Below are 19,223 nucleotides of genomic sequence, written 5' to 3' on the forward strand. Positions count from 1 at the left end.
AACCTGGCAAGAGTGGTGCGATTGTTGCTCTATCCCCCTAAACCACCGGATTTCTCAACACCGGTCACTCAATGATATCTGTATAAGCTAAGGAGAGGGTTATGGGGGATATTATGCGTCCCATTCCGTTTGAGGAACTTTTGACGCGCATATTTGATGAATACCAACAACAACGCTCAATCTTTGGTATTCCCGAGCAACAGTTTTACTCACCCGTAAAAGGTAAAACTGTTAGCGTCTTCGGTGAAACCTGTGCCACTCCCGTCGGCCCTGCCGCTGGTCCGCACACGCAGCTCGCGCAAAATATTGTCACATCCTGGCTGACTGGCGGACGCTTCATCGAACTAAAAACTGTCCAAATTCTTGACCGCCTGGAACTGGAAAAGCCCTGTATCGACGCTGAAGACGAGTGCTTTAACACCGAATGGTCTACCGAATTTACCCTGCTTAAAGCCTGGGATGAATACCTCAAAGCCTGGTTTGCCCTGCACCTTCTCGAAGCGATGTTCCAGCCTTCTGATTCCGGTAAATCGTTCATCTTTAATATGAGCGTCGGTTACAACCTCGAAGGTATTAAGCAACCGCCGATGCAACAGTTCATCGACAATATGATGGACGCATCTGACCATCCGAAATTCGCTCAATATCGCGATACGCTGAATAAATTACTCCAGGATGACGCATTTTTAGCCCGCCACGGCTTACAGGAAAAACGCGAATGCTTGCAGGCCTTACCCGCTCGCATCCCCACCAGCATGGTGCAGGGCGTCACCCTCTCCACGATGCACGGCTGTCCTCCGCATGAAATCGAAGCCATTTGCCGCTACATGCTGGAAGAAAAAGGGCTCAATACCTTTGTGAAACTCAACCCGACCTTACTGGGGTACGCGCGTGTTCGTGAGATCCTCGATGTCTGCGGTTTCGGTTACATAGGCTTAAAAGAAGAGTCATTTGATCACGACCTCAAGCTGACGCAAGCGCTGGAAATGCTGGAACGCCTGATGGTACTGGCAAAAGAAAAATCACTCGGCTTTGGCGTAAAACTGACTAACACTCTCGGCACCATCAACAATAAAGGCGCACTGCCTGGTGAAGAGATGTATATGTCAGGCCGTGCGCTGTTCCCGCTCTCCATCAATGTTGCAGCAGTTCTCTCTCGCGCCTTTGACGGCAAACTGCCCATTTCTTATTCCGGTGGTGCCAGTCAGCTGACTATCCGCGATATTTTTGATACTGGTATTCGCCCTATTACTATGGCAACCGACCTGCTGAAACCTGGCGGCTATCTGCGCTTAAGTGCCTGCATGCGCGAGCTGGAAGGCTCCGACGCCTGGGGGCTTGACCATGTTGACGTCGAACGACTGAACAAACTGGCAGCAGACGCGTTAACCATGGAATACACTCAGAAACACTGGAAGCCAGAAGAGCGTATTGAAGTGGCAGAAGACCTGCCGCTGACCGACTGCTACGTTGCACCGTGCGTTACTGCTTGCGCCATTAAACAGGATATTCCGGAATACATCCGTCTGCTTGGCGAACACCGCTATGCCGACGCACTGGAACTCATCTACCAACGCAACGCCCTGCCCGCCATTACCGGTCATATTTGCGATCACCAGTGCCAATACAACTGTACCCGCCTGGATTACGACAGTGCGCTGAATATCCGCGAACTGAAAAAAGTCGCGCTGGAAAAAGGTTGGGATGAATATAAGCAACGCTGGCACAAACCAGCCGGTTCTGGTTCACGCCATCCGGTTGCCGTGATTGGTGCAGGTCCGGCGGGTCTGGCAGCAGGTTACTTCCTTGCCAGAGCGGGCCATCCGGTTACGCTGTTTGAACGCGAAGCCAATGCGGGCGGCGTGGTGAAAAATATCATTCCTCAGTTCCGTATTCCTGCAGAGTTAATTCAGCACGATATCGATTTTGTTGCCGCTCACGGCGTGAAATTTGAGTATGGCTGCTCACCCGATCTGACCGTTGAACAGTTAAAAAATCAGGGCTTCCACTATGTTCTGATTGCCACCGGCACTGATAAAAATAGCGGTGTGAAACTGGCGGGCGACAACCAAAATGTCTGGAAATCACTCCCCTTCCTGCGTGAATACAACAAGGGCACAGCGCTCAAGCTGGGCAAACATGTGGTCGTTGTCGGGGCGGGTAACACCGCAATGGACTGCGCTCGTGCGGCGTTACGCGTTCCAGGCGTAGAAAAAGCAACAGTCGTTTACCGTCGTTCACTGCAAGAGATGCCAGCATGGCGCGAAGAGTATGAAGAAGCGTTGCACGACGGCGTGGAGTTCCGTTTCCTGAATAATCCGGAACGTTTCGATGCTGATGGCACCTTAACCTTGCGCGTTATGTCGCTTGGCGAACCTGATGAGAAAGGTCGTCGCCGTCCGGTTGAAACCAACGAAACAGTAACACTGCATGTAGACAGCCTGATCACCGCCATTGGTGAACAGCAGGATACTGAAGCCCTGAATGCGATGGGCGTGCCGCTGGACAAAAACGGCTGGCCAGACGTCGACCATAATGGCGAAACTCGTCTGACTGACGTCTTTATGATCGGCGACGTACAGCGCGGACCGTCCTCTATCGTTGCAGCTGTCGGAACTGCGCGTCGGGCGACCGATGCCATCCTTAGTCGGGAAAATATCCGTTCCCACCAGAACGATAAATACTGGAACAACGTTAATCCGGCGGAAATCTATCAACGCAAAGGCGATATCTCTATCACCCTGGTGGATAGCGACGATCGTGACGCGTTTGTCGCCCAGGAATCCGCACGCTGCCTTGAATGTAACTACGTTTGCAGCAAGTGTGTGGATGTCTGCCCGAACCGCGCCAATGTCTCAATTGCGGTCCCTGGCTTCCAGAACCGTTTCCAGACGCTGCACCTCGACGCTTACTGTAACGAATGCGGCAACTGCGCTCAGTTCTGTCCGTGGAACGGTAAACCGTACAAAGACAAAATCACCGTCTTCAGCCTGTCGCAAGACTTTGATAACAGCAGCAACCCAGGCTTCCTTGTGGAAGATTGCCGGGTACGAGTACGTCTGAATAACCAAAGCTGGGTGTTAAACATCGACAGCGAAGGTCAGTTCAACAACGTACCACCGGAGCTGAACGATATGTGCCGCATTATCAGCCATGTCCACCAGCATCATCATTATCTGCTGGGCCGCGTGGAGGTGTAATCATGTTGATTCTGAAGAATGTCACCGCAGTGCAGTTACACCCGGCGAAAGTGCAGGAAGGCGTTGATATCGCCATCGAAAATGATGTGATTGTCGCTATCGGCGATGCGCTGACGCAACGCTACCCCGATGCCAACTACAAAGAGATGCATGGTCGGATTGTGATGCCGGGAATTGTCTGCTCGCACAACCATTTTTACTCGGGGCTTTCCCGTGGAATTATGGCAAACATCGCCCCCTGCCCGGATTTCATTTCAACGCTGAAAAATCTCTGGTGGCGGCTCGATCGCGCCCTTGATGAAGAGTCGCTCTATTACAGCGGACTGATTTGTTCCCTGGAAGCGATTAAGAGCGGATGTACATCGGTTATCGATCACCATGCCTCTCCGGCGTATATCGACGGGTCGCTCTCCACATTGCGCAACGCATTTTTAAAAGTTGGCCTGCGCGCGATGACCTGTTTTGAAACCACTGACCGTAACAACGGCATCAAAGAGTTACAGGAAGGTGTAGAAGAAAACATCCGCTTCGCCCGTCAGATTGATGAGGCGAAGAAAGCAGCAACCGAGCCGTATCTGGTGGAAGCACATATCGGTGCTCACGCGCCGTTTACCGTGCCGGATGCCGGTCTGGAGATGCTGCGTGAAGCCGTGAAAGCCACAGGCCGTGGTTTACATATTCACGCTGCGGAAGACCTTTACGATGTTTCCCATAGTCATCACTGGTACGGCAAAGATCTGCTGGCACGATTAGCGCAATTCGATCTCATCGACAGCAAAACGCTGGTCGCTCATGGGCTTTATCTGTCTAAAGACGACATCGCGTTGCTCAATCAGCGTGATGCATTCCTGGTGCATAACGCCCGTTCAAACATGAACAACCATGTCGGCTACAACCATCATCTTTGCGACATCCGCAATCTGGCGTTGGGTACGGACGGTATTGGTTCAGATATGTTTGAAGAGATGAAATTTGCCTTCTTTAAACATCGCGATGCGGGTGGTCCGCTGTGGCCTGACAGCTTTGCCAAAGCTCTGGCTAACGGCAACGAACTGATGAGCCGCAACTTTGGCGCGAAATTTGGCCTGCTGGAAACCGGTTATAAAGCCGATTTAACCATTTGCGATTACAACTCGCCGACGCCACTGCTGGCAGACAATATCGCTGGACATATCGCTTTCGGCATGGGTTCAGGCAGCGTTCATAGCGTGATGGTCAATGGCATGATGGTCTATGAAGACCGTCAGTTTAACTTCGATTGCGATTCCATTTATGCGCAAGCCAGAAAAGCCGCTGCCAGTATGTGGCGTCGGATGGATGCGCTGGCATAAATGACAAATACCCTCTTCCCGCAGGGAAGAGGGTTAAATAAGGAAAGAAGATGATTGAACAATTTTTCAGGCCCGACTCTGTCGAACAGGCGCTGGAACTGAAGCGCCGCTACCAGGATGAAGCCGTCTGGTTCGCCGGAGGCAGTAAACTCAACGCCACACCAACCCGTACCGATAAAAAGATTGCCATATCCTTACAGGATCTGGAACTGGACTGGGTTGACTGGGATAACGGTGCATTGCGGATTGGCGCGATGTCTCGCTTGCAAACACTGCGTGATGCACGGTTTATTCCTGCAGCACTGCGTGAGGCCCTCGGCTTTGTCTACTCTCGCCATATTCGTAATCAGTCGACCATTGGTGGTGAAATCGCCGCCCGGCAGGAAGAGTCGGTGCTGCTTCCCGTCCTGCTGGCACTGGATGCCGAACTGGTTTTTGGCAACGGTGAAACTCTGTCAATTGAGGAGTACCTGGCCTGCCCATGCGATCGCCTGCTGACCGAAATCATCATTAAAGATCCGTATCGCACCTGTACGACTCGCAAAATTAGCCGTTCTCAGGCTGGGTTAACGGTAGTAACGGCAGCCGTTGCGTTAACCGATCACGACGGTATGCGAATTGCGTTGGATGGCGTGGCCAGTAAAGCACTGCGTCTGCACGATGTTGAAAAACAAAACCTGGAAGGCGATGCCCTTGAACAGGCTGTCGCCAACGCCATTTTCCCGCAGGAAGATTTGCGGGGCAGCGTGGCCTATAAACGCTATATCACGGGAGTTCTGGTAGCCGACCTTTATGCCGACTGCCAACAGGCTGGGGAGGAAGCCGTATGATCATCCACTTTACATTAAATGGCACGCCCCAGGAGCTAACCGTTAATCCTGGTGAAAACGTGCAAAAGCTGTTGTTTAACATGGGAATGCACTCTGTACGCAACAGCGATGATGGATTCGGTTTTGCCGGTTCTGACGCAATTATCTTTAACGGTAATATCGTCAACGCGTCCTTACTTATTGCCGCACAGATAGAGAAGGCTAATATTCGTACCACAGAGTCTCTGGGAAAATGGAACGAGTTAAGTCTGGTTCAACAGGCAATGGTTGATGTTGGCGTGGTGCAGTCTGGTTATAACGATCCAGCTGCTGCTCTGATTATCACCGATCTGCTCGAGCGTATCGCCGCACCGACCCGCGAAGAGATCGACGACGCGCTTTCTGGTTTGTTCAGTCGCGATGCAGGCTGGCAACAATACTATCAGGTCATTGAACTGGCGGTTGCACGTAAAAATAACCCGCAGGCCACCATTGATATCGCTCCGACTTTCCGCAATGACCTTGAAGTCATTGGTAAGCATTATCCTAAAACTGATGCCGCAAAAATGGTGCAGGCGAAACCCTGCTATGTTGAAGACCGCGTAACGGCTGACGCCTGCGTCATTAAAATGTTACGTAGCCCTCACGCTCACGCACTGATTACTCACCTGGATGTCAGCAAAGCTGAAGCCTTACCAGGCGTCGTTCACGTTATTACTCATCTGAATTGCCCGGATATCTACTACACCCCGGGTGGTCAGAGCGCACCGGAACCGTCACCGCTTGACCGCCGTATGTTCGGCAAGAAAATGCGTCACGTCGGCGATCGCGTTGCTGCGGTCGTCGCAGAAAGTGAAGAAATTGCGCTCGAAGCACTAAAGCTCATCGACGTTGAATATGAAGTGCTTAAACCTGTAATGTCGATTGACGAGGCAATGGCGGAAGATGCGCCTGTCGTGCACGATGAACCGGTGGTGTATGTTGCTGGTGCGCCAGATACTCTGGAAGACGATAACAGCCATGCAGCCCAGCGCGGCGAGCATATGATCATCAACTTCCCGATCGGTTCTCGCCCCCGTAAAAATATCGCCGCCAGTATTCATGGTCATATTGGCGATATGGACAAAGGCTTTGCCGATGCCGATGTGATCATTGAGCGAACCTATAACTCAACGCAGGCGCAGCAGTGCCCGACTGAAACTCATATCTGCTTTACCCGTATGGACGGCGATCGTCTGGTTATCCACGCCTCCACCCAGGTACCATGGCACTTACGCCGCCAGGTCGCGCGCCTCGTGGGCATGAAACAACATAAAGTTCATGTCATTAAAGAGCGAGTTGGCGGCGGTTTTGGGTCTAAACAGGACATCCTGCTGGAAGAAGTGTGCGCCTGGGCAACCTGCGTGACCGGGCGTCCGGTACTGTTCCGCTACACTCGTGAAGAAGAGTTTATTGCTAACACCTCTCGTCACGTCGCGAAAGTCACCGTCAAACTGGGGGCAAAGAAAGATGGTCGCCTGACGGCTGTGAAGATGGATTTCCGCGCCAACACAGGCCCTTACGGCAACCACTCACTCACCGTACCGTGTAACGGACCGGCGCTGTCGCTGCCGTTATATCCGTGCGATAACGTCGATTTCCAGGTCACCACCTACTACAGCAACATTTGCCCAAATGGTGCTTATCAGGGTTATGGCGCACCGAAAGGTAACTTCGCTATCACCATGGCATTAGCGGAACTGGCTGAACAGTTACAGATCGACCAACTGGAAATTATCGAACGTAACCGGGTACACGAAGGGCAAGAGCTGAAAATTCTCGGTGCAATCGGTGAAGGTAAAGCGCCGACCTCCGTTCCTTCCGCCGCCAGCTGCGCACTGGAAGAGATCCTGCGTCAGGGTCGCGAGATGATCCAATGGTCTTCACCAAAACCACAAAACGGTGACTGGCACATCGGTCGTGGCGTCGCCATTATCATGCAGAAATCAGGGATCCCGGATATCGATCAGGCTAACTGCATGATCAAACTGGAATCAGACGGTACCTTTATCGTTCATTCTGGCGGTGCGGATATTGGTACTGGTCTGGATACGGTTGTGACGAAACTGGCAGCAGAAGTGCTGCACTGCCCACCGCAGGACGTGCATGTTATCTCCGGTGATACCGATCATGCGTTGTTTGATAAAGGCGCATATGCCTCGTCCGGTACTTGCTTCTCGGGTAACGCGGCGCGTTTGGCAGCGGAAAATCTGCGGGATAAAATTCTGTTCCACGGCGCGCAAATGTTGGGTGAGCCAGTGGCAGATGTTCAACTAGCAACGCCGGGCGTCGTGCGCGGCAAGAAAGGCGAAGTTAGTTTCGGGGATATTGCCCATAAAGGCGAAACCGGCACCGGTTTTGGTTCACTGGTGGGAACTGCCAGTTATATCACGCCTGATTTCGCCTTCCCGTATGGCGCAAACTTTGCTGAAGTTGCCGTCAACACACGTACGGGTGAAATCCGCCTGGATAAATTCTATGCCTTGCTGGACTGTGGTACACCGGTCAATCCAGAGTTAGCGTTGGGACAAATCTACGGAGCCACCCTGCGTGCTATCGGGCACAGTATGAGCGAAGAAATCATTTATGACGCCGAAGGCCACCCGTTAACGCGTGATTTACGCAGTTACGGCGCACCGAAAATTGGTGACATTCCGCGTGATTTCCGCGCTGTGCTGGTGCCGAGCGACGATAAAGTCGGCCCATTCGGGGCGAAATCAATCTCAGAAATCGGTGTAAATGGCGCAGCTCCGGCGATTGCTACCGCAATTCACGATGCCTGCGGCATCTGGTTACGCGAATGGCATTTCACACCGGAGAAAATACTCACCGCGCTGGAAAAAATATAAATAATAAATGGCCGCTTCGGCGGCCTGTTTCTCTGTTTGAACGATGACTAAATAGTGACTGCGAAAATGAGATAAGCCGTTCTCAAGGCGTCCTGCGCCCCAAATTCGTGGGAATTTATTTTACTGATTCAGATGATCAAATTTACTTTAAAAGGAGTGAAGGGATGTCTGATATAAACCATGCAGGTTCTGACCTTATATTTGAACTGGAGGATCGCCCTCCCTTTCATCAGGCTCTCGTTGGTGCCATTACCCATCTGTTGGCAATTTTCGTTCCGATGGTAACCCCTGCGTTAATCGTGGGTGCGGCCTTACAGCTTTCCGCTGAAACAACCGCCTATCTTGTTTCTATGGCGATGATCGCCTCTGGTATTGGTACCTGGTTACAGGTAAACCGCTATGGCATCGTCGGTTCTGGCCTACTCTCAATTCAGTCAGTCAATTTTTCATTTGTTACAGTCATGATTGCGCTGGGCAGCAGCATGAAAAGCGATGGTTTTCACGAAGAGTTAATCATGTCGTCGCTTCTCGGCGTCTCCTTCGTTGGCGCATTTCTGGTTGTCGGCTCTTCTTTTATCCTGCCCTATTTACGTCGGGTTATTACACCTACCGTTAGCGGCATTGTGGTGCTGATGATCGGCTTAAGCCTGATTAAAGTCGGCATTATCGATTTTGGTGGAGGATTTGCTGCCAAAAGCAGCGGTACGTTCGGCAATTACGAACATCTCGGAGTTGGTTTATTGGTTTTGATTGTGGTGATCGGCTTTAACTGCTGCCGCAGTCCGTTACTACGCATGGGAGGGATTGCCATTGGGCTATGTGTCGGTTATATCGCATCGTTATGCCTGGGCATGGTGGATTTCAGCAGTATGCGCAATTTGCCGTTAATCACCATCCCGCATCCGTTCAAATACGGGTTTAGTTTCAGCTTCCATCAGTTCCTGGTGGTCGGCACGATTTATTTGCTTAGCGTGCTGGAAGCTGTCGGTGATATCACCGCCACGGCAATGGTTTCCCGCCGCCCCATCCAGGGAGAAGAGTATCAGTCGCGTCTGAAAGGCGGCGTACTGGCAGATGGCCTGGTTTCGGTTATCGCTTCCGCTGTCGGTTCATTACCGTTAACCACGTTTGCGCAAAATAATGGGGTTATTCAGATGACCGGTGTCGCTTCACGTTATGTCGGGCGAACCATCGCGGTCATGTTGGTTATTCTCGGCTTGTTTCCAATGATTGGCGGCTTCTTCACGACCATTCCCTCGGCAGTTCTGGGAGGCGCAATGACGTTGATGTTTTCCATGATTGCCATCGCTGGGATTCGCATCATCATCACCAACGGATTAAAGCGCCGTGAAACACTTATTGTCGCCACTTCTTTAGGTTTAGGGCTTGGCGTCTCCTACGACCCGGAAATTTTTAAAATATTGCCAGCCTCTATTTATGTATTAGTTGAAAACCCTATTTGTGCTGGTGGATTAACTGCGATTTTATTAAATATTATCCTCCCTGGTGGCTACCGACAGGAAAACGTTCTGCCTGGTATTACCTCAGCGGAAGAGATGGATTAACAGTAAAGGAGTCAATGATGTCAGGAGAACACACGTTAAAAGCGGTACGAGGCAGTTTTATTGATGTCACCCGTACGGTCGATAACCCGGAAGAGATTGCCTCTGCGCTGCGGTTTATTGAGGATGGTTTATTACTCATTAAACAGGGAAAAGTGGAATGGTTTGGCGAATGGGAAGACGGAAAGCATCAAATTCCTGACACCATTCGCGTGCGCGACTATCGCGGCAAACTGGTAGTACCGGGCTTTGTCGATACACATATCCATTATCCGCAAAGTGAAATGGTTGGGGCCTATGGTGAACAATTGTTGGAGTGGTTGAATAAACACACCTTCCCTACTGAACGTCGTTATGAGGATTTAGAGTACGCCCGCGAAATGTCGGCGTTCTTCATCAAGCAGCTTTTACGTAACGGAACCACCACAGCGTTGGTGTTTGGTACCGTTCATCCGCAATCCGTTGATGCGCTGTTTGAAGCCGCCAGTCATATCAATATGCGTATGATTGCCGGTAAGGTGATGATGGACCGCAACGCACCGGATTATCTGCTCGACACTGCCGAAAGCAGCTATCACCAAAGCAAAGAACTGATCGAACGCTGGCACAAAAATGGTCGTCTGTTGTATGCGATTACGCCACGCTTCGCCCCAACCTCATCTCCTGAACAGATGGCGATGGCGCAACGCCTGAAAGAAGAGTATCCCGACACATGGGTACATACCCATCTTTGTGAAAATAAAGATGAAATTGCCTGGGTCAAATCGCTTTATCCTGACCATGATGGTTATCTGGATGTTTACCATCAGTACGGTCTGACAGGTAAAAATTGTGTCTTTGCTCACTGCGTCCATCTCGAAGAGAAAGAGTGGGATCGTCTCAGCGAAACCAAATCCAGCATTGCTTTCTGTCCTACCTCCAACCTTTACCTCGGCAGTGGCTTATTCAACTTGAAAAAAGCATGGCAGAAGAAAGTCAAAGTGGGCATGGGGACTGACATTGGCGCAGGAACAACTTTCAACATGCTGCAAACGCTGAACGAAGCCTACAAAGTGTTGCAATTACAAGGCTATCGCCTCTCGGCATATGAAGCGTTTTACCTTGCCACGCTCGGCGGGGCGAAATCTCTGGGCCTTGACGATTTGATTGGCAACTTTTTACCTGGCAAAGAGGCTGATTTCGTGGTGATGGAACCCACCGCCACCCCGCTACAGCAGCTGCGCTATGACAACTCTGTTTCTTTAGTCGACAAATTGTTCGTGATGATGACGTTGGGCGATGACCGTTCGATCTACCGCACCTACGTTGATGGTCGTCTGGTGTACGAACGCAACTAATAATAAAACTTTAACATCCTCGTGAGGACATCATTATGTCTGGAGACATCCTACAAACACCGGACGCACCAAAGCCACAAGGCGCGCTGGATAATTATTTTAAAATTACCGCTCGTGGCAGTACCGTTCGTCAGGAAGTACTGGCTGGCTTAACGACCTTTCTGGCCATGGTTTATTCCGTTATCGTCGTTCCGGGAATGCTGGGCAAAGCAGGTTTTCCTCCCGCAGCTGTGTTTGTTGCCACCTGTCTGGTCGCGGGCTTCGGCTCGTTGCTGATGGGCTTGTGGGCCAACTTGCCAATGGCGATTGGTTGCGCTATTTCCTTAACGGCATTTACCGCATTCAGTCTGGTACTCGGGCAACAAATTAGCGTTCCTGTCGCACTGGGCGCGGTCTTTCTGATGGGCGTCATCTTCACCGCCATTTCTGTAACCGGTGTGCGAACCTGGATATTACGTAATTTACCGATGGGTATCGCTCACGGCACAGGTATCGGTATCGGCCTGTTTCTGCTGCTGATTGCTGCTAACGGTGTGGGAATGGTTATCAAAAACCCGATTGAAGGCTTGCCGGTGGCGCTCGGCGCGTTTACCTCCTTCCCGGTGATGATGAGCTTACTGGGTCTGGCGGTCATCTTCGGTCTGGAAAAGTGCCGCGTACCTGGCGGGATCTTGTTGGTGATTATTGCAATTTCGATCATCGGCTTAATCTTTGATCCAGCGGTGAAGTACCACGGTCTGGTGGCGATGCCCAGTCTGACTGGCGAAGATGGTAAGTCTCTGATTTTCAGCCTCGATATTATGGGGGCACTCCAGCCAACTGTACTTCCGAGTGTACTGGCATTGGTGATGACCGCAGTGTTCGACGCCACCGGTACCATCCGTGCCGTCGCCGGTCAGGCGAATTTGTTAGATAAAGACAACCAGATCATCAACGGCGGTAAAGCCCTGACCAGTGACTCAGTAAGTTCAATATTCTCCGGCCTGGTGGGTGCTGCGCCCGCAGCGGTTTATATCGAATCAGCGGCAGGAACCGCCGCCGGGGGTAAAACAGGGTTGACCGCAACCGTAGTGGGGGCGTTATTCCTGTTGATTCTGTTTTTATCACCACTGTCATTTTTGATCCCTGGTTACGCCACTGCACCCGCTCTGATGTACGTAGGTTTGCTGATGTTAAGTAACGTCTCGAAGCTGGATTTCAACGATTTTATTGACGCAATGGCTGGCCTGGTGTGTGCCGTGTTTATCGTTCTGACTTGTAATATCGTTACCGGTATTATGCTGGGCTTTGTGACACTGGTCGTAGGCCGCGTCTTTGCACGCGAATGGCAAAAGCTGAATATTGGTACGGTAATCATTACTGCCGCACTGGTCGCATTTTACGCGGGTGGATGGGCTATCTAATAGATTCTCCGCGCCTTTCAGCGCGGAGAATTCTTTCAGAGAGGATTCTCACCGCTGGCAACAATACGCTGCTGGCGGACTCGCCTGAGTTCTCTTTCAGTAAGCAACTGCAGCGCCTGTGTCGGGCAAGATTCAACGCAGGCAGGCCCCTCTTCCCGCTGTTCACAGAGATCGCATTTCACAATTTGTTGCCGGGTATCCCCCGGCAACGACTGAATGGTTATCATCCCAAACGGGCACGCACTGACACAACTCTGACAGCCAATACAACGGGCAGAATTGGCCTGCACCACCTGCTCGCCCATCGTCAGCGCTCCCACGGGGCAAGCGCCAACACAAGGGGCATTTTCACACTGGTGGCACATCACCGGCGCACTGATGCAGTCCAGCCGCTGTACCTTCAGCCGGGGTAAAAAGACATCGGCATTCAACGCCTGTTCTGAAGGGTGAGCGACCACACAGGCCACTTCACAAGTACGGCAGCCAATACAGTCAGCCGGATTAACGATAATTAACGATTTCATCACGATGCCTTCGTATCAAACAGAGTTAACATATCGCGCGCCGCCTGCCTTCCTGCGGCCATTGCAGTGACAACCAGATCCGCGCCATGAACTGCATCCCCACCAGCAAAGACTTTTTTCAGGTGCGTCTGGGTAGGTAAATACCCGACGTCCCCGGTTTGAATCAGGCCCCATTTATCGAGCTTAATTCCGCTGCCTTGCAACCAAGGCATGGCATGCGCCTGGAAACCAAAGGCCATAATCAGAACATCGGCGGGCAACTCAAACTCTGAACCCGCTACCGGACGAGGACGACGGCGACCATCCGGACCCGGCTCACCCATAGCGGTACGAATAAGGCCCACCGCAGTTAAATGCCCATTTTCGTCACAAGCGATATATTGCGGCTGAACATTGAATTGAAACTCGACACCTTCCTCACGCGCATTGACCACCTCTTTACGCGAGCCCGGCATACTGACTTCATCACGACGATAGGCGCAGGTCACGCTGGCAGCATTGAGGCGGATGGAGGTACGCAAACAATCCATTGTCGTATCGCCACCGCCCAATACCACGACTCGCTTACCTTCAACATCCGTCAGCGGATACTCTTCAGATTCCGGCAATCCCATCAACTGGCGAGTATGAGCGGTCAGGAACGGTAGAGCTTGAATGACACCGGGCGCATCTTCATGCGGCAAATCTGCTCGCATCATCCCGTAAGTCCCCACGCCGATGAAAACGGCATCATATTCAGAAGTTAAATCGCTAAAGGTAATATCGCGGCCAATCTCACAGTTGAGATGAAAGTCGATTCCCATTGCGGTGAATATCTCTCGCCGCTGGCTTAAGACTGTTTTATCGAGTTTGAAAGGAGGAATGCCAAAAGTCAGCATACCGCCAATTTCTGGATGGCGATCAAAGACATCAACCTGAACTCCCGCGCGCGCCAGGATATCAGCACACCCTAATCCTGCAGGCCCAGCGCCAATCACCGCCACTTTTTCGATACGGGGAACCACCATGCTGACATCGGGACGCCAGCCCATCGCCAGCGCAGTATCGGTGATGTAGCGCTCCAGATTACCGATAGAGACTGCGCCAGAGTGATCTTTCAAAGTACATGCGCCTTCACAAAGACGGTCCTGTGGACATACCCTGCCGCAGATTTCTGGTAAGGAACTGGTCTGGTGGCAAAGTTCTGCCGCTTCAATAATCTTTCCTTCCTGCACCAGACGGATGTAATCCGGAATAGCGTTATGCAGCGGGCAATGCCAGTTGCAGTTAGCTTTTTCGGCGCAATAAACACAGCGGTCACTCTCATAAGTCGCTTGTTGTGGATCCAGCCCGCAATAAATTTCGCCAAAGTGGGTTTTCCGTTCACTCGCTGAAATTTTATCTGCGCCTTTACGCGAGTTAACGGGGAGCAACGCTGCACTGCGAGATGGCTGAGCGTCTGATGACGCTTTTCCTGCTGCCGTTTTGCGCTGGCGGGCCACCTTTATCTGCTGCAACCCTTTATCGTCCATCAGCCGTAACGCCTGTGTTGGGCATACGTCAATACAGGCTTGCGTGCCGGAACTGCGCTGGTTACAAAGGTCGCATTTCTGCGCAATCGTATCGACCATCTCAACGACGCCAAAGGGGCAAGCGATTGCGCATCTTTTACAACCAATACATTTTTGCTCGTCCAGTTGTACGCTATCGGGCTGGAAAGTCAGAGCATTAACCGGACAAGCCGTAACGCAAGGGGCATTGTTGCAATGATGGCAGGCCACCGGATTCGCAGCCTGGCCTTTCCCTACAACGTGGATACGCGGTCGAAAGTCACTGTGACTCAGCGGCCAGTTTTCTTGATTGTGTGCCACCGCACAGGCAATTTCACAAGCATGACAGCCTATACATTCCGCAGCTTCAGCAGCGATAAACTTATTCATTTGCATCCCTTTCATTTAATGAGTTATGTCTTCTCAAATTTCGCGATGCAATAAACGGGCATATATTAGGTAGCATGACCGTTTTAATTATAATTTTGCGACTGAGTTCAAATTATTGCCCCTCAATCTGTGCCGCTTTCATTATTTCAACATTGCCGACCAAAAGAGCGCTATCCAGATAAAAACGATTAAATGCGAGAGTGCGACATGCCAGAATGATTAATGAAATATCAATATGAGAAAATTACAGATAATTCCATTGTCAGGTTCTCTTCTCATTTTCGTGGTTTAACCACGATTATGTGATTGCCTCCGCAATTCCTGTCTCTAACTCCCCTTCCTCGCAAAAACTGGCACTCCACGAGCATATGTTTAGACAGTTTCAATAACGTAAACGGTTGCTTTTTACTCTGGCGGGCGAAAGGAGAAACACTGATGAGCGCCATAGATTCCCAACTTCCCTCATCTCAAGGGCAAGACCGCCCAACTGATGAGGTTGACCGCATATTATCACCAGGAAAGCTGATCATACTCGGTCTGCAACACGTCCTTGTAATGTACGCAGGTGCAGTCGCTGTTCCTCTTATGATTGGTGACCGACTGGGCCTCTCAAAAGAAGCTATTGCGATGCTCATTAGCTCGGATCTCTTTTGCTGCGGGATCGTCACATTATTACAATGTATCGGTATCGGCCGCTTTATGGGGATCCGTCTGCCGGTGATTATGTCGGTAACCTTTGCTGCTGTAACACCAATGATAGCCATTGGCATGAACCCGGATATCGGCCTGCTGGGGATATTTGGTGCCACTATCGCCGCGGGATTTATCACCACATTATTAGCACCACTTATCGGTCGCTTAATGCCTTTATTCCCGCCACTGGTTACCGGTGTGGTTATTACTTCTATCGGGCTTAGCATTATTCAGGTCGGTATTGACTGGGCCGCTGGAGGTAAAGGGAATCCGCAATATGGTAATCCCGTTTATTTAGGTATCTCCTTTGCCGTCTTAATTTTTATCTTGCTCATTACTCGCTATGCGAAAGGATTTATGTCCAACGTCGCCGTATTACTGGGGATTGTATTTGGCTTTTTACTTTCGTGGATGATGAATGAAGTCAATTTGTCCGGGCTACATGATGCTTCGTGGTTTGCGATTGTCACCCCAATGTCGTTTGGTATGCCGGTATTTGACCCCGTTTCTATTCTAACCATGACCGCTGTGTTAATCATCGTGTTTATCGAGTCGATGGGGATGTTCCTGGCACTGGGTGAAATAGTCGGTCGTAAACTCTCTTCGCACGATATTATTCGCGGGCTGCGTGTCGATGGTGTAGGGACAATGATAGGCGGAACGTTTAACAGCTTCCCCCACACGTCATTTTCTCAAAACGTTGGCCTGGTTAGCGTGACTCGCGTTCATAGTCGCTGGGTGTGTATTTCTTCGGGGATCATATTAATCATGTTTGGCATGGTGCCCAAAATGGCGGTGTTGGTAGCCTCGATTCCGCAATTTGTGCTTGGCGGCGCAGGGCTGGTGATGTTCGGCATGGTACTGGCGACGGGGATTCGAATTCTGTCGCGCTGTAACTACACCACTAACCGTTACAACCTCTATATTGTGGCGATCAGTCTCGGCGTTGGCATGACTCCGACGCTCTCTCACGATTTCTTTTCTAAGTTACCGGCCGTACTGCAACCGTTGCTGCATAGCGGCATTATGCTCGCAACCCTTAGCGCCGTTGTGCTGAACGTCTTCTTTAATGGCTATCAGCATCATGCTGATCTGGTGAAGGAATCCGTCTCTGATAAAGATTTAAAAGTCAGGACAGTACGTATGTGGCTTCTGATGCGCAAGCTGAAGAAAAATGAGCATGGAGAATAATATGAATCTTTTAATGCGCGCTATATTCAGTCTGTTGTTGCTTTTTACTCTCTCTATTCCTGTCATTTCTGACTGTGTTGCAATGGCCATTGAAAGTCGCTTCAAATATATGATGCTGCTTTTTTAAATGGTTTTACCTGTCGACATCCGCTCAAAACGGGCGGTTGTCGATAAACGCTCACTTGGTTAATCATTTCACTCTTCAATTATCTATAATGATGAGTGATTAGAATTACATGTGAGAAATTATGCAAACGGAACACGTCATTTTATTGAATGCACAGGGAGTTCCCACGGGTACGCTGGAAAAGTATGCCGCACACACGGCAGACACTCTCTTACATCTCGCGTTCTCCTGCTGGCTGTTTAATGCCAAAGGGCAATTATTAGTTACCCGCCGCGCCCTTAGCAAAAAAGCATGGCCGGGCGTGTGGACTAACTCGGTTTGTGGGCACCCACAACTGGGCGAAAGCAACGAAGACGCGGTGATCCGCCGTTGCCGCTTTGAACTGGGTGTGGAAATAACAGCACCAGAACCGGTCTATCCTGACTTTCGCTACCGCGCCACCGATCCGAATGGCATTGTGGAAAATGAAGTGTGTCCGGTATTTGCCGCACGCACGACCAGTGCGTTACAGATCAACGATGATGAAGTGATGGATTATCAATGGTGTGATTTAGCAGATGTATTACACGGTATTGATGCCACACCGTGGGCGTTCAGTCCGTGGATGGTGATGCAGGCAGCCAATAGTGAAGCAAGAAAATTGTTGTCTGCTTTCGCGCAGCACAATTAAAAAACCCCGACATTTGCCGGGGTTGTGAGCATAACGTAATGCTTATTTTACCGGACGCATCGCCGGGAACAGAATAACGTCGCGGATGGTATGGCTGTTGGTGAACAGCATTACCATACGGTCGATACCAATTCCCAGACCTGCTGTCGGCGGTAAGCCGTGTTCCAGTGCGGTGACATAATCTTCGTCGTAGAACATCGCTTCGTCGTCGCCTGCGTCTTTCGCGGCAACCTGATCCAGGAAGCGCTGCGCCTGATCTTCCGCGTCATTCAACTCGCTAAAGCCGTTACCGATTTCACGACCACCAATGAAGAACTCAAAGCGGTCAGTGATTTCCGGGTTAACGTCATTACGACGCGCCAGCGGAGAAACTTCTGCCGGATATTCAGTAATGAAGGTCGGCTGAATCAGATGTGCTTCTGCCACTTCTTCGAAGATCTCGGTAACGATACGGCCCAGACCCCAGCTCTTCTCAACGTGGATGCCGATAGATTCAGCAATCGCTTTCGCAGAGTCGAAGTTGTCCAGATCCGCCATGTCGGTTTCCGGGCGATATTTCTTGATCGCTTCACGCATGGTCAGTTTTTCGAACGGTTTACCGAAGTCCAGCGTCACGTCGCCGTAGGTCACTTCGGTCTTACCGAGAATATCCTGTGCCAGAGTACGGAACAGCGATTCGGTCAGCTCGATCAGATCTTTGTAATCAGCGTAAGCCATATAGAGTTCCATCATGGTGAACTCTGGGTTATGACGTACGGAGATACCTTCGTTACGGAAGTTACGGTTGATTTCGAATACACGCTCGAAGCCACCGACCACCAGACGCTTGAGGTACAGTTCCGGCGCGATACGCAGATACATGTCGAGATCCAGCGCATTGTGATGGGTGATAAACGGACGCGCCGCCGCGCCGCCTGGGATCACCTGCATCATCGGCGTTTCAACTTCCATAAAGCCACGATTCACCATGAACTGGCGAATGCCAGAGAGGATCTGCGAACGCACTTTAAAGGTGTTGCGGGATTCATCGTTAGAAATGAGATCCAGATAACGCTGACGATAGCGCGCTTCCTGATCCTGCAAACCGTGGAATTTGTCCGGCAGCGGACGCAGTGCTTTGGTCAGCAGACGCAGCTCGGTGCAGTGGATAGACAGTTCGCCAGTTTTGGTTTTGAACAGTTTACCTTTCGCGCCGAGGATATCGCCGAGATCCCATTTTTTGAATTGATCGTTATAAACACCTTCCGGCAGATCGTCACGAGCCACATACAGCTGAATGCGACCACCGACATCCTGCAGAGTAACGAAGGAGGCTTTACCCATAATACGACGGGTCATCATGCGGCCAGCAACGGCAACTTCGATGTTCAGCGCTTCCAGTTCTTCGTTTTCTTTGCCGTCGAATTCTGCGTGCAATTGGTCAGAGGTATGATCGCGACGGAAATCGTTCGGGAAGGCAATCCCCTGCTCACGCAGGTTCGCCAGCTTCTCACGACGCGTTTTCAGTTCATTGTTAAGATCGACTACCGCGTCAGCGCCCTGTGCGTGTTGTTCAGACATGTTGGTTCC

At 50.9% G+C, this 19,223-nt stretch carries 14 protein-coding genes; 10 read left to right on the forward strand and 4 right to left on the reverse strand.

All coding sequences use genetic code 11. The features are described 5' to 3' along the window. Window positions 1-101: 101 nt before the first annotated feature. The 7 genes from ygfK (at window position 102) to ghxQ (ending at window position 12,530) form a co-directional block, all read left to right on the forward strand. The gene (ygfK, locus tag ATB02_RS11635; RefSeq protein ID WP_105271607.1) at window positions 102-3,200 is read left to right on the forward strand and encodes a putative selenate reductase subunit YgfK; all 3,099 of its coding nucleotides are present in this window, start codon (window positions 102-104) and stop codon (window positions 3,198-3,200) included. Window positions 3,201-3,202: 2 nt separating this feature from the next. After that, complete coding sequence (gene ssnA / locus ATB02_RS11640; RefSeq protein WP_105271608.1) at window positions 3,203-4,531, forward strand: putative aminohydrolase SsnA; 1,329 nt, start codon at window positions 3,203-3,205, stop codon at window positions 4,529-4,531. A 50-nt stretch (window positions 4,532-4,581) separates the two neighbouring features. Further along, the gene (ygfM, locus tag ATB02_RS11645) at window positions 4,582-5,361 is read left to right on the forward strand and encodes a molybdopterin-dependent oxidoreductase FAD-binding subunit (protein WP_000572478.1); all 780 of its coding nucleotides are present in this window, start codon (window positions 4,582-4,584) and stop codon (window positions 5,359-5,361) included. Continuing rightward, on the forward strand, window positions 5,358-8,228 hold the full coding sequence (locus ATB02_RS11650) for a molybdopterin-dependent oxidoreductase Mo/Fe-S-binding subunit (protein ID WP_105271609.1): 2,871 nt from the start codon (window positions 5,358-5,360) through the stop codon (window positions 8,226-8,228). The genes ygfM and ATB02_RS11650 overlap by 4 nt, the downstream gene beginning before the upstream one ends. A gap of 164 nt (window positions 8,229-8,392) precedes the next feature. Then, the gene (xanQ, locus tag ATB02_RS11655) at window positions 8,393-9,793 is read left to right on the forward strand and encodes a xanthine/proton symporter XanQ (RefSeq protein ID WP_001280192.1); all 1,401 of its coding nucleotides are present in this window, start codon (window positions 8,393-8,395) and stop codon (window positions 9,791-9,793) included. Window positions 9,794-9,810: 17 nt separating this feature from the next. Continuing rightward, window positions 9,811-11,127, forward strand: coding sequence for a guanine deaminase (gene guaD / locus ATB02_RS11660; protein WP_001352959.1), 1,317 nt, complete (start codon window positions 9,811-9,813; stop codon window positions 11,125-11,127). A gap of 35 nt (window positions 11,128-11,162) precedes the next feature. Next, complete coding sequence (ghxQ, locus tag ATB02_RS11665; RefSeq protein ID WP_000012163.1) at window positions 11,163-12,530, forward strand: guanine/hypoxanthine transporter GhxQ; 1,368 nt, start codon at window positions 11,163-11,165, stop codon at window positions 12,528-12,530. 35 nt (window positions 12,531-12,565) lie between these two features. Here the strand turns inward: ghxQ and ATB02_RS11670 are convergent, their stop codons facing one another. Then, window positions 12,566-13,054 carry a 4Fe-4S dicluster domain-containing protein gene (locus ATB02_RS11670; protein ID WP_088541708.1) on the reverse strand — a complete coding sequence of 163 codons (489 nt, stop codon included), beginning with the start codon at window positions 13,052-13,054 and terminating at the stop codon, window positions 12,566-12,568. Beyond that, window positions 13,054-14,973, reverse strand: coding sequence for a formate-dependent uric acid utilization protein YgfT (gene ygfT / locus ATB02_RS11675; RefSeq protein WP_105271610.1), 1,920 nt, complete (start codon window positions 14,971-14,973; stop codon window positions 13,054-13,056). The genes ATB02_RS11670 and ygfT overlap by 1 nt, the downstream gene beginning before the upstream one ends. 435 nt (window positions 14,974-15,408) lie before the next feature. Here ygfT and uacT point away from each other — a divergent pair, with 435 nt between their 5' ends. Further along, complete coding sequence (uacT, locus tag ATB02_RS11685) at window positions 15,409-16,857, forward strand: urate/proton symporter UacT (protein WP_105271611.1); 1,449 nt, start codon at window positions 15,409-15,411, stop codon at window positions 16,855-16,857. Between the two features lies 1 nt (window position 16,858). Further along, a complete protein-coding gene (yqfG, locus tag ATB02_RS11690) occupies window positions 16,859-16,984 on the forward strand; it encodes a protein YqfG (RefSeq protein WP_001050745.1) in 126 nt (41 codons plus the stop codon). Here the strand turns inward: yqfG and ATB02_RS26685 are convergent. Beyond that, entirely contained in the window at window positions 16,959-17,051 is a 93-nt protein-coding gene (locus ATB02_RS26685) for a hypothetical protein (protein WP_223344823.1), read from the reverse strand. The genes yqfG and ATB02_RS26685 overlap by 26 nt on opposite strands. Window positions 17,052-17,105: 54 nt before the next feature. Here ATB02_RS26685 and idi point away from each other — a divergent pair, with 54 nt between their 5' ends. Beyond that, complete coding sequence (gene idi / locus ATB02_RS11695; RefSeq protein ID WP_105271612.1) at window positions 17,106-17,654, forward strand: isopentenyl-diphosphate Delta-isomerase; 549 nt, start codon at window positions 17,106-17,108, stop codon at window positions 17,652-17,654. Window positions 17,655-17,696: 42 nt separating this feature from the next. Here idi and lysS read toward each other — a convergent pair whose 3' ends face one another. Beyond that, the gene (gene lysS / locus ATB02_RS11700; RefSeq protein ID WP_000003061.1) at window positions 17,697-19,214 is read right to left on the reverse strand and encodes a lysine--tRNA ligase; all 1,518 of its coding nucleotides are present in this window, start codon (window positions 19,212-19,214) and stop codon (window positions 17,697-17,699) included. Between the last annotated feature and the right edge of the window lie 9 nt (window positions 19,215-19,223).

It is taken from the genome of Escherichia sp. MOD1-EC5189, from assembly GCF_002966045.1.
In the GTDB taxonomy this organism is placed as follows: Bacteria; Pseudomonadota; Gammaproteobacteria; order Enterobacterales; family Enterobacteriaceae; genus Escherichia; species Escherichia coli_F.